Source organism: Flavobacterium sp. TC780, from assembly GCF_056783245.1.
Window position 1 is genome coordinate 1 of sequence record NZ_JBXBAV010000169.1, and the last position, 23713, is coordinate 23713.

At 31.0% G+C, this 23713-nt stretch carries 25 protein-coding genes and 2 pseudogenes; 4 read left to right on the forward strand and 23 right to left on the reverse strand.

Annotated features, from left to right (window positions below):
- Positions 1–11: 11 nt before the first annotated feature.
- From AC1RYN_RS18780 to AC1RYN_RS18790, 3 genes and pseudogenes are all read left to right on the forward strand, one after another.
- A complete protein-coding gene (locus AC1RYN_RS18780) occupies positions 12–164 on the forward strand; it encodes a hypothetical protein (protein ID WP_481808185.1) in 153 nt (50 codons plus the stop codon).
- A 119-nt stretch (positions 165–283) separates the two neighbouring features.
- Complete coding sequence (locus AC1RYN_RS18785) at positions 284–691, forward strand: hypothetical protein (protein WP_481808186.1); 408 nt, start codon at positions 284–286, stop codon at positions 689–691.
- A gap of 280 nt (positions 692–971) precedes the next feature.
- Positions 972–1535 (forward strand): annotated as a pseudogene (locus tag AC1RYN_RS18790) (DUF6642 family protein).
- A gap of 110 nt (positions 1536–1645) precedes the next feature.
- Here the strand turns inward: AC1RYN_RS18790 and AC1RYN_RS18795 are convergent.
- From AC1RYN_RS18795 to AC1RYN_RS18870, 16 genes and pseudogenes are all read right to left on the reverse strand, one after another.
- Positions 1646–1885, reverse strand: coding sequence for a hypothetical protein (locus tag AC1RYN_RS18795; RefSeq protein WP_481808187.1), 240 nt, complete (start codon positions 1883–1885; stop codon positions 1646–1648).
- 29 nt (positions 1886–1914) lie between these two features.
- Positions 1915–2289 carry a serine hydrolase gene (locus AC1RYN_RS18800; protein WP_481808215.1) on the reverse strand — a complete coding sequence of 125 codons (375 nt, stop codon included), beginning with the start codon at positions 2287–2289 and terminating at the stop codon, positions 1915–1917.
- Positions 2222–2764, reverse strand: a complete 543-nt coding sequence (locus AC1RYN_RS18805) for a serine hydrolase domain-containing protein (protein WP_481808188.1) — start codon at positions 2762–2764, stop codon at positions 2222–2224. Before AC1RYN_RS18805 ends, AC1RYN_RS18800 begins: the two co-directional genes overlap by 68 nt.
- 380 nt (positions 2765–3144) lie before the next feature.
- On the reverse strand, positions 3145–3930 hold the full coding sequence (locus tag AC1RYN_RS18810) for a hypothetical protein (RefSeq protein ID WP_481808189.1): 786 nt from the start codon (positions 3928–3930) through the stop codon (positions 3145–3147).
- 10 nt (positions 3931–3940) lie between these two features.
- Positions 3941–4351: pseudogene (locus AC1RYN_RS18815) on the reverse strand (NADase-type glycan-binding domain-containing protein); the annotation flags it as partial.
- Positions 4352–4381: 30 nt separating this feature from the next.
- Complete coding sequence (locus AC1RYN_RS18820; protein WP_481808190.1) at positions 4382–4537, reverse strand: hypothetical protein; 156 nt, start codon at positions 4535–4537, stop codon at positions 4382–4384.
- Positions 4538–5032: 495 nt separating this feature from the next.
- Entirely contained in the window at positions 5033–5359 is a 327-nt protein-coding gene (locus AC1RYN_RS18825; protein WP_086893829.1) for a DMT family transporter, read from the reverse strand.
- A 71-nt stretch (positions 5360–5430) separates the two neighbouring features.
- The gene (locus AC1RYN_RS18830; RefSeq protein ID WP_481808191.1) at positions 5431–5994 is read right to left on the reverse strand and encodes a Crp/Fnr family transcriptional regulator; all 564 of its coding nucleotides are present in this window, start codon (positions 5992–5994) and stop codon (positions 5431–5433) included.
- Positions 5995–6001: 7 nt separating this feature from the next.
- A complete protein-coding gene (locus AC1RYN_RS18835) occupies positions 6002–6805 on the reverse strand; it encodes a DUF2314 domain-containing protein (RefSeq protein WP_481808192.1) in 804 nt (267 codons plus the stop codon).
- Between the two features lie 361 nt (positions 6806–7166).
- Positions 7167–8486 (reverse strand): serine hydrolase domain-containing protein, encoded by a 1320-nt coding sequence (locus AC1RYN_RS18840; protein WP_481808193.1) that lies wholly within the window; start codon positions 8484–8486, stop codon positions 7167–7169.
- A 6-nt stretch (positions 8487–8492) separates the two neighbouring features.
- On the reverse strand, positions 8493–9089 hold the full coding sequence (locus AC1RYN_RS18845) for a DUF1700 domain-containing protein (RefSeq protein ID WP_481808194.1): 597 nt from the start codon (positions 9087–9089) through the stop codon (positions 8493–8495).
- Positions 9086–9421, reverse strand: a complete 336-nt coding sequence (locus AC1RYN_RS18850) for a PadR family transcriptional regulator (protein WP_481808195.1) — start codon at positions 9419–9421, stop codon at positions 9086–9088. The genes AC1RYN_RS18845 and AC1RYN_RS18850 overlap by 4 nt, the downstream gene beginning before the upstream one ends.
- A 133-nt stretch (positions 9422–9554) precedes the next feature.
- Positions 9555–11141, reverse strand: a complete 1587-nt coding sequence (abc-f, locus tag AC1RYN_RS18855; protein ID WP_481808196.1) for a ribosomal protection-like ABC-F family protein — start codon at positions 11139–11141, stop codon at positions 9555–9557.
- 280 nt (positions 11142–11421) lie between these two features.
- Positions 11422–11847, reverse strand: coding sequence for a hypothetical protein (locus AC1RYN_RS18860; RefSeq protein WP_481808197.1), 426 nt, complete (start codon positions 11845–11847; stop codon positions 11422–11424).
- Between the two features lie 4 nt (positions 11848–11851).
- Positions 11852–12547 carry a response regulator transcription factor gene (locus tag AC1RYN_RS18865; protein ID WP_481808198.1) on the reverse strand — a complete coding sequence of 232 codons (696 nt, stop codon included), beginning with the start codon at positions 12545–12547 and terminating at the stop codon, positions 11852–11854.
- A complete protein-coding gene (locus tag AC1RYN_RS18870) occupies positions 12544–13881 on the reverse strand; it encodes a sensor histidine kinase (protein ID WP_481808199.1) in 1338 nt (445 codons plus the stop codon). The genes AC1RYN_RS18865 and AC1RYN_RS18870 overlap by 4 nt, the downstream gene beginning before the upstream one ends.
- Positions 13882–14102: 221 nt before the next feature.
- On the opposite strand from AC1RYN_RS18870, the gene AC1RYN_RS18875 reads away from it, so the two are divergent.
- Positions 14103–16502, forward strand: a complete 2400-nt coding sequence (locus AC1RYN_RS18875; protein WP_481808200.1) for a TonB-dependent receptor domain-containing protein — start codon at positions 14103–14105, stop codon at positions 16500–16502.
- A gap of 99 nt (positions 16503–16601) precedes the next feature.
- Here the strand turns inward: AC1RYN_RS18875 and AC1RYN_RS18880 are convergent, their stop codons facing one another.
- The 7 genes from AC1RYN_RS18880 to AC1RYN_RS18910 all read right to left on the reverse strand — a co-directional run bounded on the left by AC1RYN_RS18880 (position 16602) and on the right by AC1RYN_RS18910 (position 23696).
- Positions 16602–16967: a hypothetical protein gene (locus tag AC1RYN_RS18880; protein WP_481808201.1), complete on the reverse strand. Its 366-nt coding sequence runs from the start codon at positions 16965–16967 to the stop codon at positions 16602–16604.
- A 240-nt stretch (positions 16968–17207) separates the two neighbouring features.
- A complete protein-coding gene (locus AC1RYN_RS18885; RefSeq protein WP_481808202.1) occupies positions 17208–18851 on the reverse strand; it encodes a flavin monoamine oxidase family protein in 1644 nt (547 codons plus the stop codon).
- Positions 18852–18890: 39 nt separating this feature from the next.
- Complete coding sequence (locus tag AC1RYN_RS18890) at positions 18891–20768, reverse strand: thiamine pyrophosphate-binding protein (protein WP_481808203.1); 1878 nt, start codon at positions 20766–20768, stop codon at positions 18891–18893.
- A 333-nt stretch (positions 20769–21101) separates the two neighbouring features.
- A complete protein-coding gene (locus AC1RYN_RS18895) occupies positions 21102–22034 on the reverse strand; it encodes a transglutaminase-like domain-containing protein (RefSeq protein WP_481808204.1) in 933 nt (310 codons plus the stop codon).
- An 18-nt stretch (positions 22035–22052) separates the two neighbouring features.
- Positions 22053–22904, reverse strand: coding sequence for a substrate-binding domain-containing protein (locus AC1RYN_RS18900; protein WP_481808205.1), 852 nt, complete (start codon positions 22902–22904; stop codon positions 22053–22055).
- A 68-nt stretch (positions 22905–22972) separates the two neighbouring features.
- Positions 22973–23356, reverse strand: a complete 384-nt coding sequence (locus AC1RYN_RS18905) for a VOC family protein (RefSeq protein ID WP_481808206.1) — start codon at positions 23354–23356, stop codon at positions 22973–22975.
- Between the two features lies 1 nt (position 23357).
- Positions 23358–23696 (reverse strand): DinB family protein, encoded by a 339-nt coding sequence (locus AC1RYN_RS18910; RefSeq protein WP_481808207.1) that lies wholly within the window; start codon positions 23694–23696, stop codon positions 23358–23360.
- Positions 23697–23713 lie beyond the last annotated feature (17 nt).

Consider the following 23713-nt stretch of genomic DNA (forward strand, 5'->3'; position numbering starts at 1 on the left):
AAGGTTAATACATGCTCCTGTTGTTAGGGAGGCAGCACCTTTCCCCTGATAATAATGCAAATCCCTTTATCAAATTTTTATTAGAGGAATTAGATAAAACAAAATTTCCATTTAGTAAAGCTACTGCCATAAGAAGTAAATACGTCGATAGTAGGCAATCCTAAAGAAATATTTTCCGTTATTACGAGGGGAAGGCAAAAGATTTAAAAGCCCAGATTTTGCAAGGCATGAAAATGTAGCTTTTACAGTTGCCAATTTAGATGTCCAGATTAATGATATTACTTTGACAGATGATCCTTTAGTAAATAAATTCAATACTATTATTCTGGGTATTTTTAATATCTTAAGTGGTAATATGTTAAAGAAAACTAATGTACTTAGCTGGAATATTTGGTTTAACAAACCGTCTGTCGTAGATCAAGAAGAATGGAGGAAACATGCAGAATACTGGCGCCATTCATTAAATGTAAACCATTGTTCACCCGATGGAGATGGAACAGATGCTAAATACTTTGATGGCAAACCACTTCAAATTAGTAAATTAGAAATCTTAATAGAATTATATAAGCTATATAAAGAAGTCATTAAGCCCAATTATGCAGCATTAGGAATAAAAAATCCATCCAAGCTAGATGAAATTGTAGAGCCACTGAACCAAGAAATAAAAGCGATAAAGATGCAAAATAGTTAAGCCGCAAAACACAATTGTCTTTCTAACATTCTCTCATAGCGAAGAGTAAACAATATAAATTTAAAACCACTATAGTTATATAGTGGTTTTTGCTTTACAATCGATAAATATAAGGTGTTTATAGCCTAGTAATTTATTATTATTTTTAGGTGCAAAATAACACACTGTGCAACTTGAAAATACAACTAATTCCTCAAAAAGTATTCTTTATTTAGATCTAAATTCCTCAATAAAATATACCTTTGTGATGTATTTTTCATCTACAAAAAAACATAATTGTATGGATTATGATAAATTTATTTTCTGCCTTGAGGCTGTTGCCGATGTAGAAATAAACAAAACGACTGAAGTTATTAAAAACTTAGAAAAACTCGCTTTTGAACAAGGTATTTCAAGTATTCATAAAACTTGTGATACCATCGAGGGATTAGAGGATAGTTTAAATGCATTGCTCTATGACGATCATAATTTCAAAGATTATGAAATAATATACTTGGTGATGCAGGAGAGGCTAATAATGTTTGTCTTAATGAATATTATTATAGTTTAGAGGAAATAGCCGAAATTTTTGAAGGTAAAATGAAAGGTAAAATTTTACATTTTGCTAATGCCAAAATATTAGATTTAACCGAGGAAGAAGCCCAATATTTTCTTGACATAACAGGTGCACGTGCAATTTCTGGTTATGGAGCTCCTCTTAAAAAAATAACAAGCAGCAGTACGCTTGATAAAGCTTTCTTTAGTTTATGTCAGGAAGAAGATGATATAATTGAGATCGTCGAAGAGTTGCATCAAAAACATCTATGACCTTTGTAAACATCTTGATTTTAGATTGTATTATTAAATCTTAATACATAAAAAGAAACATAGATTATATACTCATAATAGAAATACTTTTTTGAGAGTAAATAAGTCGCTATGTTTCTGTGTTTTAAAATGAATTACATAAACTAATTATTTAAGCTTTTGTATTTGTTCGAATATTTTGTTTAAGGTTTCTTTCATATCTTTTGGTGTGTTTTCGCCACTTTGGTTTGTTATAATAAATACACCTAAATTATATTCTGGAATGATATAAATAAAACATTGTGAACGAGGAACCCCTCCTTGATGCATATATAGCGTTCCTAGTTTTTCATCTTTTGTTACGCGCCAGCAATATCCTGAACTAAAACGATCATTAGCTTTTACCAATGGACTGTGAGATTGCCGTTACTACGGCATCATTTTTTAGCTGGTATTTTATGTATTTTACCATATCGGGAACGGTAGATTTTACGTTTCCACTTTGCGCCCCAAGGTAATGTTGCCATTTTGGTAGTGATTTCGTTATAAGCACAATGATAGCCTACTGCAAGATTTTTTTGGTCTTTTGGAGATAAATTTATCATTGTATGATTCATCTGGGCATTTTTGGCAAAATAGTCTTTTAGTATAATTTCAATTTTTTTGTTGTAAACTTTCTCTAAAACAGCTGCCAAAAGTTCTATTCCTGCGCTTGAGTAAGAGAAGTTGTATCCTGGAATAGTATCAATTTTTATTTGATGCAGGTCTCTGAAAAAATCTTTTTGTGAGTAATTTTTTAATGCATTGTTGATATCTACTACTTGGTGTTTCTTTTTTAGTGAAGTTTTTCAGCATTTGGTTTGCGCTTAAAGGGATCATATTAGGCAAACCACTTGTATGGGTAACCAAATCTTTTATTCGAATTGGATGGTTATCGAATGTTAGATTTGGATAATCTTCGCTTAAATATTTTTGAACAGGATCATCAAGGTTTATTTTTTTATCCAAAACTGCTTTGGCAATTAATGTACCTGTATGGGTTTTTCCTAATGAACCGATTTCATAAATTGTTTTATTTGTTGGTGGGTTTGATTTTCCTTTTTCTAATTCACCATAATGACCGATGAATTCTTGTCCTTGATATACTATTCCGATTGAGGTAGAATTTATTAAAGGTTTTTCTATCATTTTGGTTGCTGCACTATCTACTATTGCTTTTAGATTAGTTTTTTGTGCAATACTTATTAGAGGTAATACTAATAAAACGATAAAGAGTAATTTTTTCATGATTTCTGTTTTTTTGAGGTTATTGTTATTTGATACAAATGTGCGTTGGATAATCATGAAATACGTACGACAAAAAAAAAGTCGAACGCATTTTTTTATTAAAATGAGTTCGACTTATTATAAGACAGCATCAGTAATTACAAAGTGCGTATTCATTGGTAGTTTTACAATCTGTTTTAGAATCTTATTTGTATACTTTTTTATGGAGGTATTAAAATATTATTCTTTGCAATGGTCTTTAAAAATTGATTTTTCTTCGATTAAAAAAGTACTTTGGAATTTATTGGATGTATTTATTTTTTTATAGATATATAGTAAGTTGGTATTATTGTAATCATAATCTTTGGTATTTTCCTCGCCTGCTACATAGTTTAGTTGGCTTATGTAGGCATTTCTTTATCCAACGTATAGTTTAGTTTAAAGAACTCGTTTTCGATATCGTCATCGTACCTTTTGTATTTCGGTGTATACAATATAAGATTTGGTTCAAAATCGATACCAGATATTTGTGCAAACTCAGATTCAGTTAAGGCATCATTTAAGTCTTGTTTTTCTCCAAAATGTTTAGAATAATACAAACCTCCATCTTTATAGAGATAAGAAAACGGATGGTAATTTTCTTTATCCTCAAAGTGATTCACTATAAAATCATTGAATTTTTCGGTATTAATGAAGGTATAAATTGTAGGTTTATAATCTTTGTTTTCTGAATATGAATAAGGTAAGGAAGTAAATGATATGGTATCGGCTTTTTTAGTTATTGTATATACTTCTGGAAACTGAATGCATCGATGGCCTTTTACATAAACGCGTTGTAGTTTTGGGTTTACAGCACTAAGTTTCCCAATATGCATAAATGTTTCTTCCTCATGTAATCCGTTTGAGAGCATAAATTTTGTATTATCTTTTAGCTCTGGGGTATGTCTTCCATAAACCTGAAATGATTCTTTAGGAGCATCAGGAACAAAGTTTACTTCTCCATGTTCTTTTAAAGACCATTTTCCGGTTATTAATGTTGCGTAACCTATTATTATAAATGTACCATCGGGTTTTAGGTAATGGCTTCCGCCTCTTAATTTGTAATAACCCACTACATCATTTTGGGTTTGTGCTTGTGTATTATAATTTGAGAGCATAATAGCGAATAGGATAAAGATTTTTTTCATTTTTTACTTCTTAGTGTACATCAATTCCGTTAAAATAGATTTCGGTTATAGCGGTGTCATTAAATTTATCTCCTTTGTAGACATCGGCAATTTCGAATCTTAAAACTAAGTCGGTTCCGTTTTTGTTATGTCCAAAAGTTCCGAGTTCAAATATTTGATCATTTTTGGTATCTTCTAAATTCAGGATTCCAAATACTTTCCCATTTATGCTTAATCGTAATTTCTTTACTCGATTGTTATTTTTCCAGGTAGCATCGGATTTTACATATCCGTTAGAAATTATGATTTGTGTAATTCTAGGACTTTTGTTTAAAAAATAATATTCTAAATATTCTCCGATTCCTTCGTTTGGCTTTCCTTCAACCCAAGCAGTTTGATAGCTTAGATCATTTGCATTTTTAGCTTGGTATTTTGTGTTTTTTTGGTGTTTAGAGTCGAGGAAGCTTTAATTTTATAGTTTCCCCCCACTACAATACCAACTGCAGCCGCCATCTACAACATCCCACATGCTTTCTACGACTTCGCCGTATTTTTCTAATAAGATATCTAATTCTTTTTGTTTTGTTACTGTGAGTTTTTGTTTTTGAAGAAGCTCGTTTTGTCGCATTATTTCATTGTCGGTTTTTGTACTTAAAATCGACTTTACGGATTTCTTTTGGATAAAAGTTCTTATCTGAATTTTGTGCGTAGCCAACATTAGCAAGAATTATGAACAAAAATAGTGGAATGTGTTTTTTCATGAAAAATTTACAGAGAAGCTTATATTGACTAAATAAAGTCTTAACAAAATCTATTTTAAGCTGACTTTGTGTTAAGAACGTTTTTTACACGCTTAATATATGCGCTATTATTATTTACAAATAATGAATCGAATCTGGAATAAATATTATGTTGAAGCGGGGGAGGAACTCAGTATTTTAAAGTTTTAGGAAAGCGAATGCAATATCAAATGCTTTGGCAAAAAAGGAAAATTAACATAAAGAGGATAAAAACAGCAAATGTTTTTAAGAATAAAAAAAACGGAAGGAAGAATACGGCTCTATATTTTAAATGCAGCTTAATTGTATTTAAATTAAGCTGCATTTTTTTACTACAAGTTTCATTAATGCGAAACCGATTTTAATCCGATGATTGAGCCAACCAATGTTGCAATAAAGAACAATCTCCAGAAGTTTGTTGGATCTTTAAACACAAAAATACCAACCAAAACTGTTCCAACAGCACCAATACCTGTCCATACAGCATAAGCAGTCCCAATAGGCAATGTTTGTGTACTCTTGATAAGAAGCAGCATACTTATAACAAGCGATGCCAAGAAACCTCCATACCATAAATAAACATCATTTCCTGTTGCTTCTTTTGCTTTTCCTAAGCACGAAGCAAATGCTACTTCAAATAATCCTGCAATAATCAATAGAATCCAATTCATTTTTTAAATTTTAATAGGGCAAAGTTCCTTCAGTGGATCCAATTAAAATTTAACAAATGATAAAAATAAATTTATTTTATTTCGGCTCTTATTCGGCTTAAACTTACTTGCGTAATCCCAAGATAGGAGGCAATATGTCCGAGCTGAACTCTTTTAATTAAATCGGAGTTATTGGTTATTAACTCATTATATCTTTCGGATGCTGTTTTAAACTGTCTCGAAATTAATCGCTCTTCTGTTTTTATGAGCTCATTTTCTGCAAATTTTCTTCCCCAATTAGCAATATGAATATCTTCTTCAAATAATCGTTGCAAATTGGAAGTTTTTAATTCATAGAGCTCACAGTCTTCAAGAAGTTCAATATCTTCATAGCCTTTTTGATTTTCGACATAACTTCTCATCGAAAGAATAGTTTCTCCTTCCTTTCCAAACCAAAAAGTAACATCACTGTCATTTTGATTGACATAGGCTCTAACAATTCCTCTTTTTATAAAATAGATATTCGATTCGATTTTTCCTGCTTTTAATAAAATATGTCCTTTAGGATAACGTACCAATGTAATGTTTTCCTCCAACGTTTTTCTGGAAGTTTCTGGTAGTTCAGCTATTTTGTCAAAAATGGTATTACTGTTCATTTTAAGATTAATTACTAAGAACAGGAATAAGATGCTCCCATTTTAATTGTTTAGCAATATCTAATGCCGTTTTACCTTGATTTGTTTTCATGTCTTTATTTACTCCTGACTCTAATAGCACAGCTACAGAAGTTAAATTACCTGCAATTGTTTCTCTATGTAATAAAGAGAATCCATCTTCATCCTGATACGCAATTTCATTAGGATTTTGTTGCAGAAAATCTTGAAGTTTTTCTTTCATATTTTTACTCATAGGATGCTCTATAAGATTTTCTGGTTTTTCTTTTTGTTCATTAACAAGCAGCACTTCGTTGAAGTCTCCAAAATCTAATCCCCAAGCTTTATCATGATCTTTTCTTTCCTGATTCGTCATTTCAGAGCGTATGGCTTGTATAGTAAATCCTCCATAAGCTCTTGGCTGAGACGAAGAAAATAGTTTAGAAAGTCCTTTTGGTGAACTTCCCTGAATGGCAAATAACCAATCACTAATTTGATTTAAAGAAACAGCAACATCATCTCCATTTTGAATATTTGTTAACTCATCAGGATCGTTTATTAAAACTCCTCTTATTTGTTCACCATCAAAATCAATATCATTAATCCACATATGCTCGATAGTAGGATTTTCACTTCCATTAATATTTTGCGAGAACGCAACCTTTACACAAGCTACTGTTAATGCCGGAACAATTCTTCTAGATTCCCATGATAATTCTCTCCAAAAATATTTAAAAGTTTCTTGTGCATTCTTAAATGCTTCAATCATTTTTGGACTATCTCCTTTAGCGAAGAATATTTCTTGATTTGCCATTTTTGTTTAAATTTTTATACTATTATTTTTAAATTTATTAAGTATTTACAGTTCGGTTATAGAAATTAAAAGAACTAAATTTAGATCTAATTTTAAATAAAAACCGCTTATATATAGCTAATATATGACTATTTTATTATTAATAATAGAATGCGTTTTTATAGATACTATTCTTTTCAACAATATTTTGTTGTTCTTTTTATATAAAAAAAAAGGAAGATTGCCTAGTTATAATCCTAAAAAGCCCCTTAATTTCTTAAGGAGCTTTACTTTATATTTTTAATCAGGAAGAATTTGTGTTTTTAATCTTTTAGATTAATAGTAGGGCAGAAGCCCATTTTCGTTTAATAGAGTTATTTTATTATTTTGAAAATAAAAATTCTTTTCCACCTTGTTTTAAAAGCATTTGTTTTTTTTCTTTATTAAATTCAAGAACGATCCCTGCTTGCTCAAATTTAAAAATGTTATTTTCTGTAGCTTCTAATGGAAATGCAGGCTGTCCTGTTCCTTGCGCAAATAATTTATCATCCTTCATAGTAATATCAATTTTTATTGGGATTTCAATACTTGCATATTGTCCTGTATATAAATCTAGTTCTTCTGGCTTTAACTTTAAAGCTTTGAAAGTGGGTATAGCAAATGGAGTATTGAAATAACTACTCAAAGCACATGATATTATATTCATATTAGGGTAAATCATTGCATTTGAAATAACAGCTACAGCTAGTTTTTCATTTGGGAAATAAATTAAAATAGATCTAAAATCATCAACGCCACCTGTGTGCCCATATGCTTTATGTTCAAAAGAAGTGAACTCAAACATGCCCATACCAAAATTCTGGTTTAATGTTTTCATTAGCGATAAAGACTTTTCAGAAATTATTTTGCCATTAAAAAGACCTTCTATAAACAGTGTCAAGTCAGTTGGATTAGATACGATCGCTCCAGCTCCCATTGGAATTGATGAGTCTGTATCTGTAGATTTCAACCACTTATCATTAAAATGATAGGAATATGATTCATTGTTTTGAATTTGAGTTTTACCTCCAAAATAAGTATTCTTTAACCCTAATGGTTTTGCAATTTTAGTTTCTAAGATAGTTGAATATAGTTTTTTGTATACTTTTTCGAGAATATAACTCAAAAGGACATAGTTAGAATTACTGTATTCTGCTTTGCTATCAGGCTCAAAATCGCTTTTTAGCTTAGTTATCACTTCAACCATTTCTTGCTCAGATTTTGGAACTGTAGTAAATTCATCAGATCTGTAGTATTCTTCATTAGTAAAATTATGAATACCGCTTCGGTGATTAAGTAAATTACTGATAGTTATTTTTTTTGAATTTTCTATCTGTGGAAAATAAGCGTCAAGAGTTTGACTTAGCTTTAATTTATTCTCTTCAATAGCCTTTAAAACTAATGTAGCTGTAAACATTTTAGAAACTGAGCCAATTTTATATTTAGTTTCTGCTGCTGCTTTTTTTGAATTCTCAAGATCCGAATAACCTATGGCTTTGGTATATAGTAACTTTCCGTTCTGAGAAACGGCTACACTACCCATAAATTTATTGTTTTTTTCTAAAGTCATAAACAAACTATCCATTCTTTGATTGTTGAATGTTTGTGAGAAACTCATTGTGGAGCTAAAGATTAGCAGGCCGGTAATTAGGATTTTTTTCATTGTGATTTATTTATTATTGATTGATTTTTTGAATTTTAATAATAATGTAATTAAGACATAAAAGAGCAATATAGAAGCTATCATAACTGGGATAAATGTATTCCCTAATATTTCTGTCATCCCGCTTTGGTATTCTTTATTACTAAGCCCCAAAATAAACGAAGAACTATCTTTATACCAGAGCCCAACTTCTGATGGAGATTTAATTTTGGCAATTATAAGGAATACAAATCCAAATAAGAAAAGATACAATAGGAAGAAAATGATATACGAAAAACCATTAGTTATATTTAACGTCAATGCTTTAAAAACATGGATAGGGTTGAATGTTTTTGTGGCTTGTTCTAGTTTTTTATCTGCAATAAAGGGCTTTAAAACTTCTTCTGGAATACCTAATTTTTCGATTGTATCCAACAATGCATCAATTTCATTAGCTCCATTTTTGTGCTGAAGCGCTTCATATATATGGCTGTTAAATTCCATATAAATGTCTTGTTTATCCTCTTTGGATAGCGATTCTGTAACTTTTGAAATACGCTTCATATAATCGTTATAAACTCTTCTTGAAGCTTCTTGACTGAATTTTATTCCTTCTGTTTTCATTTGATTATTTTTTGAATAGCATTTTCTAGATTTTTCCAATACTCATTCATATGAATAAGTGTTTTTATTCCGGTAGGGGTTAGAGCGTAATATTTTCTAGGAATTCCAGTTTCCTGTTCTACCCATTTTGAGTCAACTAAATTTTCCGTTTTAAGTCTATTCATTAACGGATATAAAGTACCTTCAGCAATTTCTATCTCGGTATTTTTTTTTATTTGTTCAATAAGTTCATAACCGTAATATTCATTTTCTTTAAGTACATTAAGGATAATGAAAGTAAGCGTTCCCTTTTTTAGCTGAGATTTCCAGTTTGTGACAAAAGTTTCATTCATAGCAAATTTTTGTTGGTTAAAACAAATATATAGCAAAATACATAGCTATACAATGTATGTAGTTAAAAAAATGAATGTATTGATAAATACATTCATTTTTAGATACATAAAACTAAATAACTTATGATAAATTTTACAATAGAATGGTTCGTTCTATATTTATCTGTTCCAAAAAGTATTCGTCATGTGAAATAACAATTAGGGTTCCTTTAAATTCATTAATTGCTGTAGTTAGTATTTCGATGTTTTGTATATCGAGATTATTAGTTGGTTCGTCTAGGATTATAGTATCTGGAGACTGATTATCTATGGTTATGCAACAAAGCATCAAACGCATTCTTTCACCACCACTTAGCACATTGCAAGGTTTATCCCAATCTTCACTGGTAAATAAAAAACGGTTGAGTCTCATCTTGATGTCATGTTCTTGTAATGACGTGGTATTAAATTCTTGTGCCTGATCGTACACTTTAAGCTTCCTATTTATGATAGAATAATCCTGATCGATATAAACTGATTTATTCTCTGCACGAGATACTACACCGACTTTGGGTTCTAATTTTCCAAGTATTATTTTTATCAAAGTAGTTTTTCCTGAACCATTTGCACCTTTTAATGCAATGCGTTCGCCACTTGTGATTTGGATATCGAGGTTTTGTCTCCAAAGAAATTCATCATCATAACAATAATTGATACCTTTAGCATTAAATAGTATTTTGCCTTTGTGCAATAATGAATTATCAAAACCAAATTTCATTTTATCAATATCTGGTAAGGCCAAGCGTAATTCTTGCAGTTCTTGCGAAATACCATTAATCTTTTCGGTGTGTATATCTTTTATTTTTGATGTGCTATTCTCGGCATTATTTCTTAAGGTATTTATCATAATTCGGGCAACACCAGCTTTTTCCTGTTTCTTTTTTCCTCGGGCATCTAGTTTTTGTTGACGTTCCAGAGTTTCACGTTCTTTTTCTTTGGCTTTGCGTAATGCTTTTTCTTTACTGTGTAGATCCTGATTAAACGCATTTTGTTCTATCTCCTTTTGCTCAGCATAAAAATCATAATTACCGCCATAAACACTAATCCCTCGCTTACTTAGCTCAAAAACGGTGCTTAAAATATTTAGCAGTTTTCTGTCGTGACTTACAATAATTAAAGCACATGGTGCAGATTGGATAAATTCATACAATAATTGTCTAGCGGCACTATCAAGATGATTACTTGGTTCGTCTAAAAGAACCAATTCTGGTTGATGAATAGAAATACCGGCAAGAAAAACCTTCGCCTTTTGTCCACCACTTAAAGTTTTCATTTTTTGTGATAAATCCAAGTCTGTTAATTGCCAATATTTTAAGGCAGTATTACAACGTTCCTCTATTGTCCAATCATCATTTAATACATTAAGATTGGTTTCGGTTACAGTACCATTAAGTATTTCTCTAAGGGCATTGAATTTATCTTCAATTTGTAATGCCTGAGCAATGGTAAAATGATTATATTGACCAAATACTTGTGGTATATAATAAGGCTCGGAGTTGTAACTAACTCGTCCATTGGATGGTTGCAATTCACCCGCAATAATTTTGAGTAAAGTCGATTTTCCAATACCATTGTTGCCTATTAAGGCTATTTTTTCGTTAGTATTGACAGTAAAACTAATGTTGTCAAATAACAATTCCTTGTTCGGATGTGTATATGAGATGTTTTGTAGAATAAGCATAATTTCTTTCTTTTAAGATGAATAAATTGAGTAAGCCACATTTGTAGCCTACCTTCTTGATTGTCCGAAAGAAATTATTTTTCACATAAATTGTTACGCTTGTTTTGAGCTAGCAAAGATACATTTTTTTCTTAATTAGTGTTTCTGTTCTGATTAAACGAGAAAAAGCTCCTTAATTTCTTAAAGAGCAATTGTAGATTTTTTAATCATAAAGAATCAATAACCTAAAATAAAAGGGTAGAAGAGAGGCTATTTTGGATAAATAAAATTTTTAAATAAACTATTTTCTATTAGAAATTACTGTTTTAAGTGACTCTCCTAAATTTTTAAATTTATTAAAGGTTCCATTAGAAATCAGATCCTTTTCTATGCTTATTTTTAATTGATTATCAGTAACTACAAAAGAGAAGGCTACTTCACCATTTTCTTCTTTAATCCATTTAAAAGTTTTACCCAAAACACTTCTGTATTCGTCATCGATATTATCGGATAATAATTTTATAATTTCGTCTTTTTTATCCGAAGTAAATTTAGCTCTTAAGCTATAAAATGTATCTGAATCATTAACAGATATTGAACTGTGCTCTCTTTCAACTCCATTAATTTTAGTTATTGAGGAAGAAGAACTACTACTTGTTGTTTTAGATTGTGCATTTATTAAAAAAGAACTAAGCATAAACACTAACAAAGAAATTATTTTTACCATTTTATTAATTATTTGATTTGACATTAAACTCAAGACCAATTCCGCGAATACTCAAAATAGAAATAGATGTATCTTCTTTAAAATACTTTCTTAAGCGGCTGATAAATACATCCATACTTCTGCCCAAAAAGAAATCATCATTACCCCATATCTCTTTTAATATATCTTCTCTTTTTAAAAGTTTGTTTCTGTTATTATACAAATATTGTATTAAATGTGCCTCACGTTCAGTAATGCGGTGAGTTACTTTTTTATGGGTTAGCATAAAATTTTCAATATCAAACATATAATCTCCTATAGACATTTGTTTAACTGATGTTTTTAATACAGGAGCTTTATTAATACGTTTCAGTATATTAGTAATTCGTAAAATAAGCTCGTCTACTTCAAATGGTTTTACTACATAATCATCAGCTCCGAGTTTGAGTCCCCTTATTTTATCTTCTTTTAACCCTTTTGCTGTAAGAAAAACAATTGGTACCTCAGGATGAAATTCAATTATCTTTTCGGCTAAGGTAAATCCATCCATATTGGGCATCATAACATCAAGCACGCATATATCTGGTTTTATTGTAGAAAATAAGGCATAGGCTTCAATTCCATCTTTAGCCCAACTAACTTTAAAACCAGATATTTCTAAAAATTGCTTTAAGATAAAAGCATAATCTAAATCATCTTCGGCTAATAAAATATGTATCATTGTAATGGGATTGAAATTAATAATGATGTCCCTTTATTTTCTACACTTTTTACAGTTATAGTCCCTTTATAGCTTTCTACAATTTGCTTTACATAAAATAACCCTAGACCAAGCCCTTTTACATTATGAAGATTCTCTTTTTCTATTCGATAGAATTTTTCGAAAATATTTTTTTGTTCATTTTCAGGAATTCCTCTACCATTATCTTCTATCAAAAGCGTTGCAAACGTTTCAGTTTGATTGCAAGTTACTTTGATTTCATTTGCATCGTATTTGATTGCATTATCCAATAAATTTATTAATATAGTATTCATATGAAATTGATTCATAGGTATTTGTACTGTCGTTTCAACAGAATAACTAATTGTAATATTAGGGTACGATAGTCTAAAATCGGTTATTATTTCTTCTATTTCCTTGCTGCTTATTATATTATTATCAATGACTATTTCTTGTGAACTAAGTGAAGCACCTGCAACCTGACTGAATATCGATTGCAAACGCTGATTTTGTCTTTTTATAATTGCAATAGTATTTTTATGCTGCTCCTCAGTAATAGCATCCAATTCAAACGTTTTTACTGCTATATCCATTGCTGCAAGTGGTGTATTGAATTCATGAGTAATATTATTTATAAAATCCGTTTTAATATCAGCTATCTTTTTCTGAGTAATTAAATTTCTAATGGATAAATAAAACAAGATTATGACAAATGTTATTAGTAGAACTGAAAACACCAACAACCCTATCATTTCTTGCAAAATTACTTTCTGCAGACTATCAAAACTATAATTACGTCCAGACCGTATTTCGATATCATAGGTATCCCGATCTTGCTTACTGCTAGAACTGATTTTTGTTTTCCATATTCCCGTGGCAAGAGAGAACTCATCTCGACTTTTTATATTATTACTTAATACTAATTGTTTTCCCAAATAAACAGTGTCTTTTTTTGTTCCTTCATTGTCAAATATTGCAGTTATATATATAGAATATCCTATTTTATGTTTAAAATTTACTTTTTTATCCATAATAGATGAAAGCTCAGCCGAAAGAGAATCTCTATTTTTCTTGGTATAATCGAAATAATCCTGCTTAGAATTTTTTTTGCCTTTATGTGTTTTTACAAAATCCCTCGATTTCCCCATACAGGCATCTTCAATTGCTATAAATTCAGGATCATCTTCAAACGCTAATAATTGCTTTCTTATCACATCCTTAACCTCTTTCTTCTTCAGTTCATAGGTATTACAAATGAAATACCCCTGAATGCAAGTCAATGCAACAACTGTAAGGATACATCCTGTGATTAGTAGTATTATTTTTCTTTTCATAGAAACAAAGCTAAAATATTATACCATTTAAAAATAGATAAGTGGGCCTATTAACCCTTCATTAACCAAACTTTATAAATACACTGTACTAGTTGTTGATTAAATACCACTTTTTGAATATAAACATAGTTAACCGAAAAATAACATTAACCCATCGTTAACCAAGCATTAACCCAAGCGACAAGGTACTTTGTAGAAATTTGTCACAAACAAAAAATATTATGAAAAAAGTTATTTTCTTATTGTACCTCATTCCTTTCATGAGTTTTACTCAAAATATAAAAGTTTCAGGAATTATAAAAGATTCTGATAAGTTACCAATTGCATTTGCAGATGTAAAATTATTAAATTCATCAGATTCTTTGGTCTATCGAAATACGACTGCAGATAACATGGGTTTATTTAAGTTCGAAAATATTGTAAAAGACGAATACATTTTAAAAATAAGTGCCACTGGTTATACTACTTATTATACAGATTTTGCGCTTAATAGAGATAAAGAATTTACAGGAATAATAATCATAAAAAAAGCCGAAGCACTTGATGATGTAGTAATTACTCATAAAAAACCTGTTATAAAACGAAAGATAGATCGCATGGAATTCAATGTAGAAAATTCTGTACTATCAAATACAAATGCATGGGAGATATTAAAAAGTACTCCTGGGGTTACAGCTTCAAATAATGGGACAATTATAGTAAGAGGCAGTGCTGGAATTTTAGTTACTATCAATGATAAAAAAGTATACTTAAATGGAGAAGAATTAAAACAATTGCTTGAAAACACAAATGGAGATACTGTAAAATCGGTAGAAGTTATAACAAATCCTCCTGCCAAATATGATGCTCAGGGAAGTACCGTTTTAAATATAAAAATCAAACAAAATAACCAAAATGGATACAAAGGAACTCTCAGTACAGCTTATGTACAAACGGCGTATCCTAAAGGAGTAATGTCAACAAGTCAATATTACAAAACTAAAAAACTGGCGTTATCAGGAAACTATAGCTTTGGAACAGGAATTTATTACAGAGAAGGCGCAGATATAGTTTATTATAAAGACAATCAGGATCAGGTAACCTCAATTTGGGAAAGCATATTAAACCGTAAGAATAAATCATTATCGCAAAATACATATCGTTTAACTGCGGAATATGAAATAGATAGTCTTAATACGTTAACTCTAGGTACCAATGGGTTTATTAGCCTTAAAAACCATGGCGAGTACAATGTTCCTACTTATATTTATGATGCTAACAGGCAAATTGATTCACTTTATACAACACAAAACAAAAGAAAAAACCCAACAAGAACAAATGCGTACAATGCCTCTTTTGAACATAAGTTTTCGGAAAAACAATCAATCGTTATTTCGTCCGATTATACTAGGTATTTCAAGAATGAAAATCAAGATATATATTCTGTATTTTCATTACCACAAAGCGGTCCTTATCGTGATACTCGTTTTGTAAGTGATAATACACAAAAAATAGGATTATTTTCTATACAAGCAGATTACAACAATGAAATAGGAGAGACTAAAATCGAAGCAGGAATTAAATTCGGAAACGTAAATGCCAATAGTAATTTGGATTATCGAGACAATATAGCTGGAGAATTACAACTAAACCCAAACAGAAGCAGTCAATTTTTATATGATGAAAATATTTATGCTGGCTACTTAAGCCTTAGTAAAGAAATTGGCAAATGGAGTTTAAAAACAGGATTACGATCAGAATATACAAAACTGGAAGGAAACTTATTAACTAACAATGAAGTAAATACGCAGCATTATTTTAAACTATTTCCAACACTATACGCTTTATATAAACTTACAGAAGCTCATGAAATTGGAATATCTTACGGTAAACGGATCAACAGACCTCAATATAGCGCTTTAAATCCATTTCGTTCCTATTATAATTCTTATTCTTATTACACAGGTGATCCAAAATTACAACCTGAAATTGTTCATAATATTAGTTTGCAATACACACTAAAAAGCAAATATAATTTTGATTTATATTATCGTAATTCAATAGATCCATCAATGGAAATTTCCTATCAGGATTACGAAACAAACACTGTAATATATCGTCATACTAATATTGAGAAAAAAATAGGTTACGGATTGGATTTTAGTGCAAATCAGGAGATATTTCCTTGGTGGCAATTTATATTTTCAAACGGAATAAGTTATTCAAAAGATACTTTTCAGGGAGGTGACGGTAATTTGTATCACAATAATATCTGGTCCTATAACAATAACATTAATAACCGATTTACCTTGAATAAAAAGAAAGAGTTAAGCATGGAATTAAATTGGTCATATGATTCCCCTTCAGTGCAAGGAACTTTTACAGTAACTGGGTCATCTAGTCTTTCAATGGGGATTTATAAGAAAGTTTTAAATAATAACGGGCAAGTAGCAATCCTTTTTTCAGATATATATAAAGGGCAGAAAGTACGCGTTACTACAAATTATGCGAATCAATACAATTATTTTGATGATTATGGCGACACTCAAAGCGTACGTATATCTTTTAAATACAATCTTGGAAATCAAAAATTAAAGAACAAGAATAACAAAGAAAAAACAGAAGAACAACAAAGGCTATAATTTAAAAATCATAAATGTATTTAAGATAAATTCACACGGATTATAGATTCTATTAAAAAAACAAAGTTGTCTTTACAAAGACAACTTTGTTTAAAAGATTTAGTTTTTATCCAGAGTGAGCGTCATATCCTCTCCATCTAATACCAATTGTTCTTTATCTATAGTACTTGTAAAAGGGTAGGGTGTACCTACTTCATCTTTAATAATTAAATTTTTACCACCTTTGTTTAGAGCATAAGTTCCTTTTAACTCAACATCAAGAAATCCTGTTACTTTTCCATCTTTAGAAAATTTGAGATTCCCTTTAGATAGAATTATATTTTTGATAGAATCTGAAAGTGTTTTTTTGGCTTCGACATTGGTAACTTTCCAAGAATTAATAAGTTTATTTCTTTCTTTTTGACAAGAAATTATTACTAATGATAATACGATAAACCCAAAGATAAATAGTGTAGATTTTTTCATGGTTATTTCAATTTAAGGTTAAGGATGGAAGTTACAAAAAAATAAGATTCAAACAAATAGTAAAACTTAAGATTGTAAGATTAAAACTTCTAGTTATTAAAGGGTTATGTTTATTGAGGCTTTGCTGAATTTAATTTGTGTTTTAAAAAAAAACTTTATAAAATCACACAAAAAGAATGAATAAAAAAGCCCAATCTGATGTAGGATTGAGCTTTTAAATAGTCAAAATTTATTATTTTTTCATAAAATAGCTTCTTCTTTTACTGAACTAGTACTTTCTACAGCTATGAATTTTTTAAGCATGATATCAGCAGTTTGCAAAGCGCCTTCAACCCATCCCTGAGCATCTGAATAAGCTTCTCCACAAATATATAATGCACAGTTGTCTATTGGGTGAACAATTTTTTCTTTTACCTCCCAACTTTTTACTCCAATATTCCAACTATTCCATCCTCCACCAAAAGGATCTTCTCCCCAGTCACGGAAAGAGGCACTTGTAACAGCTGGTGTATAATCGACATCATGAATTTGTTTCAATTGACGGCTTAATTCTTCTACCATTTTACGAGGAGCTTTGTAATCATGCCAACTTTGGTTTAAAGCTTTACTCAAAAGCGGCTCCGTTTCGGCATATTCACCAATAAAAGGATCTGCTATTTCAGCATGCGAAAGTCCTTTTTTCCAAGCTTTTTTACGTTGTGGTCTAAGTCCATCCCAAAAACCAATATTAGAACCATCATCGTAACTCGCTAATAGCATTGATTCTCCGTTTACCGATGGATCTCCATTATTCTTTGGCCAGTAGTAGGTTTGTCTTATTGGTAAATCGGTGACAGTTCTTCCTGACTGTAAAGGAATGTATCCTGTTTTAGAATCAGTATAACCTGCATTTCTCCACCATGGACTTGAATAGGTTGTAAACACCTTAAATAATGGTCTTGGAGTTACACTGGCGATAAGCGATTGTATTTCTTGTAATTTTGGAGAAGTATTTGTCAATAAATCTAATGAGCGACGCGGCATTGCCAATATCAACTGTTTTGCCTCAATAATTGAGCCATCTATACTAAGCTCAAATACATTATTTTTGAATTCAAATCCTTCTAGTTTAGCATTTAATCTTACTTCGCCACCATCTTTCTTGAAGAAGTTTGCTAAAGAAATTGGAACTTGTTGAAATCCATTTTTAAATCCTTTATAGACTGGTTTAATGCCAAAATCAGACAGATACCACGGAATTGCATCTGCAGCATTCCAATTGACCAATGTTGAGTTGTATCCACCAGAATCAATACTAAATTGATATGCTTCTCCACTAATTACACGGTAAAGCAGGTTCCAAAATCCTAAAGTATAAAGAGGAGCTCCTTCAAAAGTGGCTTCATGGCACATTTTCAAACGTTGTTCCTCTGTCAAATCAGTATTTGTAATACCTGGAACTATTTGTTCAATCGCATTTACAATAATTGTTCCTGATGTATTTCCTTTTTCTAAAAAAGATAATTTATACGGTACTTTATCAGGATCATTTGTAAAGTCGAATAAACGCAGGTGTTCCCCACGTAAATAAGCTATATTTTGTGGCTGATCTACTGGAAAATCATATAACTCTATTTGATCTTCACCTGATAATATTTCGTTTATGTCTTGTATTAATTGTACAATTAATTTCTGAGTATTTTCGAGAATTCGCATTCCGCCTAATTCTGCCACCATATCAGGAATTCCAGGAGGAATTACTGATAGCAAACGTCCTCCGATATGATCTCCTCCTTCAAAAAGAACAATCTTCTTGTTCGGATATTTTGTTTTAAGTTTCCATGCGCTATATACGCCAGAAACACCTCCACCAACTATGGCGATATCAATTTTTTCGTTTTCCATTTTTTTTATATTTATGCTGCCTTTGCAACGATTATTTATTTAAAAAAGAGAGGGTAGATTAAAACTTATATTTTCATTTACTGAGAATTCACCGGTTTTAAGTGATCCGTTTTTTACAGATGATTTTTTTATCAATGCATCTTGATAAAAAATATTTAGTGGCGGCTGTAATGCATATCGCTTATCAACGGTAAAAGTGTCTCCGTTTGATTTTATTACTAATGGCGGCGTATTCGAAGCAATACGCATATCTAAGATATAAGAAGTATCTGTATTTAAAACATGGTTTATTCCTCTTTCAACAGCTTCTTTTACTTTATCTGCTGTAAGCACGATTTCTCCGTGTTCACCACCAAATGCTTTAGCTAAACTTACAAAATCCAATTTAGGTCTTTCCAATTTTAAATAATCAGGATCCATTGTTTTTGGTTTCCAACCATAACCTGGAGCATTTCCATAAGCAGCTACAACTTGTTGCAAGCCTAATTGTAAGGTATGATATTCCTGATTATTGGTAATTATATATAAAATTGGTAATTTTTCGTGGGCAGCTGTCCACCAAGTTTGTGGGTAAAATAAAGAGGATCCGTCACCTACAGCATTGATAACTAATTTGGTTCCTATACCTTGTGAAGTTTTATCTTCTAATTTAATTCCTAGTGAAGCTGGCATTGACCATCCTAAAGAGCCACCTGCTACGCAATAATAGCTAATAGGTTTTGCTCCTTTAGTTCCTAAGGGAAGATAATATTGGAATGGAGCTCCATCCGATACAGCCTCATGCACATATACATAATTATTGGCTAACTTGCGGGATTCTATCGCTTCTTTTAATGCTTTAGCTATTACAACAGCCCAAATATCTGGCTCTTTCATAGCGTTTTTATAATAAACATCCCATTGCTCAGCACGTGAAATATCTAGAGCCTTCAATTTTTTATTTCTTATATCAGCCCCTTTTGGTTTTTGCTGCTTTACATATTCGTTTAACAAAGGTAATGTTGCTTTAATATCTCCTAAAATAGCAGTTTCGCCATAAAAATTCTTAGCAATATCCCAAGTATTGTTAGTTAGATAAGCCAATTTTACATCTTCAGGGATAAGTGCTCCATCTGAGTATTTAAATACAGCAACTTGAGCCTGAGCACCAAAACCTATCAAAAAAGCAACATCATGGTCTTTAAAAACTCCTTGAACTCCTGCTTGGCTTCCAGGCAGCTCTCCTTGCCAGTGACAATCGTCGTTGGGAAAATTAGCAACACTACTAAACGATTGTAGCACTACAGGAGCACCAATTAATTCTGCTAATTGCTGAATTTCTTCCCATGCATCTGCATAGCCAACAGCATCACCAGCAACAATAAGTGGATTTTTAGCATTGGCCAATAAACGAGCCGTTTTTTTTATAGATTCTTCATCACCAGTAAAATGTGGAGAAATACGAGTTACTCCCTTTATTTTTTTGTTTTCCTCAATGGCTACCATTGTAAATTCCCATGGTATAGAAATAAATACAGGACCATTTGGTGGTGCCATAGCTTCTTTAAAAGCTCTTTGTAATACTAGCGGTATTTCCTCGGCTGTACGAACTTCATGCGCCCATTTAGTATATTGTTTAGCCAAGTCTACTAAGTTTGATGCTAATAATGGTTCCTGAGTAACTAATTCATTTTGTTGCTGACAACAAAGAATCACCAACGGCATTTGTGAACGATGAGCATTAAAAAGATTACCAATACTATGTGCAATTCCAGGTGTTACGTGTACAATAAGTACTCCAGGTTTCCCAGTCATTCGAGCAGACCCCATAGCAGCACCAATAGCAATATTTTCATGTAGGCATTCAATATACTTAACTCCATTATCAGGATAAGATGTCCCGTCTATTAGTGGGATTTCGTTCGGTTCCAGGAACACCAAATATATATTGGATTCCTAAATCTTTTAGAATATCAAATAGATAATCTCTTGTCCAACGAGTAGGTGGTGCAACAACTTCTTTTTTCATGTCTTTAGATTTTGATAGGGCAATTATTACACTAAATGTGTAATAACTCTATCAAAGGTAAAAACAAGCTATTATAAAAAATTAAGTATAAATACGTGTTTTACAAAACATAACAGAATAAAAATATAACTCAGATAGAAATAAAATCCCCTTATTTATTTCTTTAACAAAGAGAAGATAGAGTGGAGAGTTGGAAACAACTCCTTATTCTTCGACTCCAAAGAATGACAGATTGTATGATTTTATCTAAGGGTAAGTGCACCCAGAATTTCTTCAGACATGAATGGTCCTCCAGGATATTTTGCAGTATAATCAAGATTTAACCACACTTGCCCACGTTCATCAATATGATAATGTAAGGTTTTGTCATAGCTTTCTTTTACAAATAAGACATTTTTAACGAGATAGTTTACTTTTTCTAAATCAAGTAAAGATCCAATTAATATTTCTGGATAAATATGTCCTTTGGTATGTATAAGCCTTGGGGTACCACCAATAGAACGTATTGCTGCTGCCATTAAAATAGAATGATCATCACAATCACCTGAGAAATACATTAATGATTCACTTGCAGTAGCAATATAATCACCTTCTTTGGGATCATTTACATAATTCCATCGGCTATTAATTTCTTTGAAAACAGCAAAACATTGTATTATGGTTCTGTAGTCTGAATACCCTTTAACATTTTTGAAATGCTTAGTTGTAGCCATTATAGCAAAATTCCTCACTTTAGGATTTTGATATTCAATTGCATTAATAATTTTTGATTTATTGGGAAACGGAAGCAATTTAGCAACAATAATATCTTGTGGATAGGGATTGTCAGACATGGTGTAGATTATAGCATTATAATCTTCAGCAACTTCACCAAAACCATAATTACCCAAAGCGGTTCCGTAAAATAAAACCAGGAGATATAAAACGATACAAATAATAATAATCGTTTTTAATTTCATTAAAAGGAAATACAGTCCAACAAGAACAAAAATAAAGAGTAAAACCCGATCAAAATTAAAAGGCCAATTAAAGTCTATTAAATTTTGGTGCATTATGATAAAAGTAGGAAGCGTGATTAAAAAACTCAATAGCATAATAATAACCTCGTTCCATGGTGATTTTACCTGAAGGCTACTTTTAAGTTTATTTAAATCAATTTTTCTATTTTTTATCATAATGCCCAAAAGCAAATTTTAAAGAAATTTTACTGTTTCTACAAAAGTACTTTTTTTATCAATAATACCCAGTTCAAATAACTGATTTTGGATTTTATTAAATGTTTTTTCATTCAATGGTTTTTGCGACCATTGAGTCAATTTTAACCATTCTTGAATATCTTCAACCTTTTGTTTAAATGATTCCGATAAAGTTCTGTCAATGCTTGGAATAGACTTAAAATCTTCGGTTGTAGCATTAATAATTTCAAGAATAGAAGTAATTATAGTTGGCTCATTTTTTAATACTTCATCTCGCACAGCAATTACAAATGATGGCCATGGAGTAGGGCAGTCTGTAATGCGTCTGAAAATTCCTTTGTCAACTAATGGTTTTGTCATAAAACGTTCCCACATAAAGTAATCAGCAGTTTTATTAGTCAAAGCTTCAACAGCACCATCAATAGTGTTTACAATTTCAAATTCTAGATTATCTGTTTTCCAACCCTGATTATTTGCATTTACATAAGCCATTAATTGAGAACCTGAACCCAAGCGTGAAATAGCCACTTTTTTGCTTTCTAAATCACTTATGGTTTTATAATCTGATTCTGCGGCAACATGTATTCCCCAAATTAAAGGTGACTGTACATATACCTGTACAATTTTACTTGGATTTCCAGCCACAATATCTTTTACAATTCCTTCGGTCAATATTACAGCGATATCGGTTTCACCATCTCGAAGCATTTGACACATTTTCCCTGTTCCTTCAGGAACATCGGTCCATTGCAAATCGATTCCTTCAGCTTCAAATTCTCCATTTTCAATGCATAAATGCCATGGTAAATTAAAATGTTCCGGAACACCAGCTATTTTTACAGTTTTCATTTTTAGACTTCTTTGTAATTAGATTTTAGACTTCTTAGACTTGTTAGATTTGTTAGATTTTAGAAAATTTATTCTGCTTTTAATGGAGAAATAATAATACGGAAACCATCTGGATCAAGAAACATTTTTCCGTTTCCATCCAAATTCCAATATGGATTTTTTGCCGTTATAAATGATATGCCATTATTTAGAATATTAATTACTAATCTATTATATTCTAAAATTGTTTCAGGATATAGCACTATAACATCGTCTTCATCTGAAGTATGATTGGCTTTATCATTTGACTTTGTAAATTCAAAATGCCAGCCTAAATCAGGTTTTCCAATAAAAGCGCCATCATAATTGTTATGATTTTCAAAACCACCTAGTCTTTCTAATCCCAAAATATTGATATAGAAATTTACTAATTTTCCCAAATCATTCGTATGGCGTGATACTCTTAGTGTCATGCTATTTTTTTATTTGATTAATATGGTGTTCTAAATGCTCAACATAATCTTTCATTAAAAAATCCAGATTAATGATTGAACCATCGCTTAATAAGATTTGATAATCTAATGCTTTTTCATCAACAGATTTAAACAATCTAATAATTTGCTTATTTATCGAGTACCAAAGCTGTATTAACTCTCCCGTATCCATAGTTTGATATTGGTTAATGCTAACCAAATCATTCTGATTGTATGGTCTGTGATGATAAGGCTTTGGCAGATAATTTATCTCTGTAAAACGAACTAAATTATGTATAGATGAATCTACAAGATGTCCTAAAATTTCTTTTTTGACCATTTTTCAGGAGGTTTATT

Coding starts and splice junctions, on each gene's coding strand:
- AC1RYN_RS18780 (WP_481808185.1), top strand. CDS start 12: ATGCTCCTGTTGTTAGGGAGGCAGCACCTTTCCCCTGATAATAATGCA.
- AC1RYN_RS18805 (WP_481808188.1), bottom strand. CDS start 2,764: ATGAAAAAATTACTCTTTATCGTTTTATTAGTATTACCTCTAATAAGT.
- AC1RYN_RS18810 (WP_481808189.1), bottom strand. CDS start 3,930: ATGAAAAAAATCTTTATCCTATTCGCTATTATGCTCTCAAATTATAAT.
- AC1RYN_RS18820 (WP_481808190.1), bottom strand. CDS start 4,537: ATGCGACAAAACGAGCTTCTTCAAAAACAAAAACTCACAGTAACAAAA.
- AC1RYN_RS18825 (WP_086893829.1), bottom strand. CDS start 5,359: ATGAATTGGATTCTATTGATTATTGCAGGATTATTTGAAGTAGCATTT.
- AC1RYN_RS18830 (WP_481808191.1), bottom strand. CDS start 5,994: ATGAACAGTAATACCATTTTTGACAAAATAGCTGAACTACCAGAAACT.
- AC1RYN_RS18835 (WP_481808192.1), bottom strand. CDS start 6,805: ATGGCAAATCAAGAAATATTCTTCGCTAAAGGAGATAGTCCAAAAATG.
- AC1RYN_RS18840 (WP_481808193.1), bottom strand. CDS start 8,486: ATGAAAAAAATCCTAATTACCGGCCTGCTAATCTTTAGCTCCACAATG.
- AC1RYN_RS18845 (WP_481808194.1), bottom strand. CDS start 9,089: ATGAAAACAGAAGGAATAAAATTCAGTCAAGAAGCTTCAAGAAGAGTT.
- AC1RYN_RS18850 (WP_481808195.1), bottom strand. CDS start 9,421: ATGAATGAAACTTTTGTCACAAACTGGAAATCTCAGCTAAAAAAGGGA.
- abc-f (WP_481808196.1), bottom strand. CDS start 11,141: ATGCTTATTCTACAAAACATCTCATATACACATCCGAACAAGGAATTG.
- AC1RYN_RS18860 (WP_481808197.1), bottom strand. CDS start 11,847: ATGGTAAAAATAATTTCTTTGTTAGTGTTTATGCTTAGTTCTTTTTTA.
- AC1RYN_RS18865 (WP_481808198.1), bottom strand. CDS start 12,547: ATGATACATATTTTATTAGCCGAAGATGATTTAGATTATGCTTTTATC.
- AC1RYN_RS18870 (WP_481808199.1), bottom strand. CDS start 13,881: ATGAAAAGAAAAATAATACTACTAATCACAGGATGTATCCTTACAGTT.
- AC1RYN_RS18875 (WP_481808200.1), top strand. CDS start 14,103: ATGAAAAAAGTTATTTTCTTATTGTACCTCATTCCTTTCATGAGTTTT.
- AC1RYN_RS18880 (WP_481808201.1), bottom strand. CDS start 16,967: ATGAAAAAATCTACACTATTTATCTTTGGGTTTATCGTATTATCATTA.
- AC1RYN_RS18885 (WP_481808202.1), bottom strand. CDS start 18,851: ATGGAAAACGAAAAAATTGATATCGCCATAGTTGGTGGAGGTGTTTCT.
- AC1RYN_RS18895 (WP_481808204.1), bottom strand. CDS start 22,034: ATGATAAAAAATAGAAAAATTGATTTAAATAAACTTAAAAGTAGCCTT.
- AC1RYN_RS18900 (WP_481808205.1), bottom strand. CDS start 22,904: ATGAAAACTGTAAAAATAGCTGGTGTTCCGGAACATTTTAATTTACCA.
- AC1RYN_RS18905 (WP_481808206.1), bottom strand. CDS start 23,356: ATGACACTAAGAGTATCACGCCATACGAATGATTTGGGAAAATTAGTA.
- AC1RYN_RS18910 (WP_481808207.1), bottom strand. CDS start 23,696: ATGGTCAAAAAAGAAATTTTAGGACATCTTGTAGATTCATCTATACAT.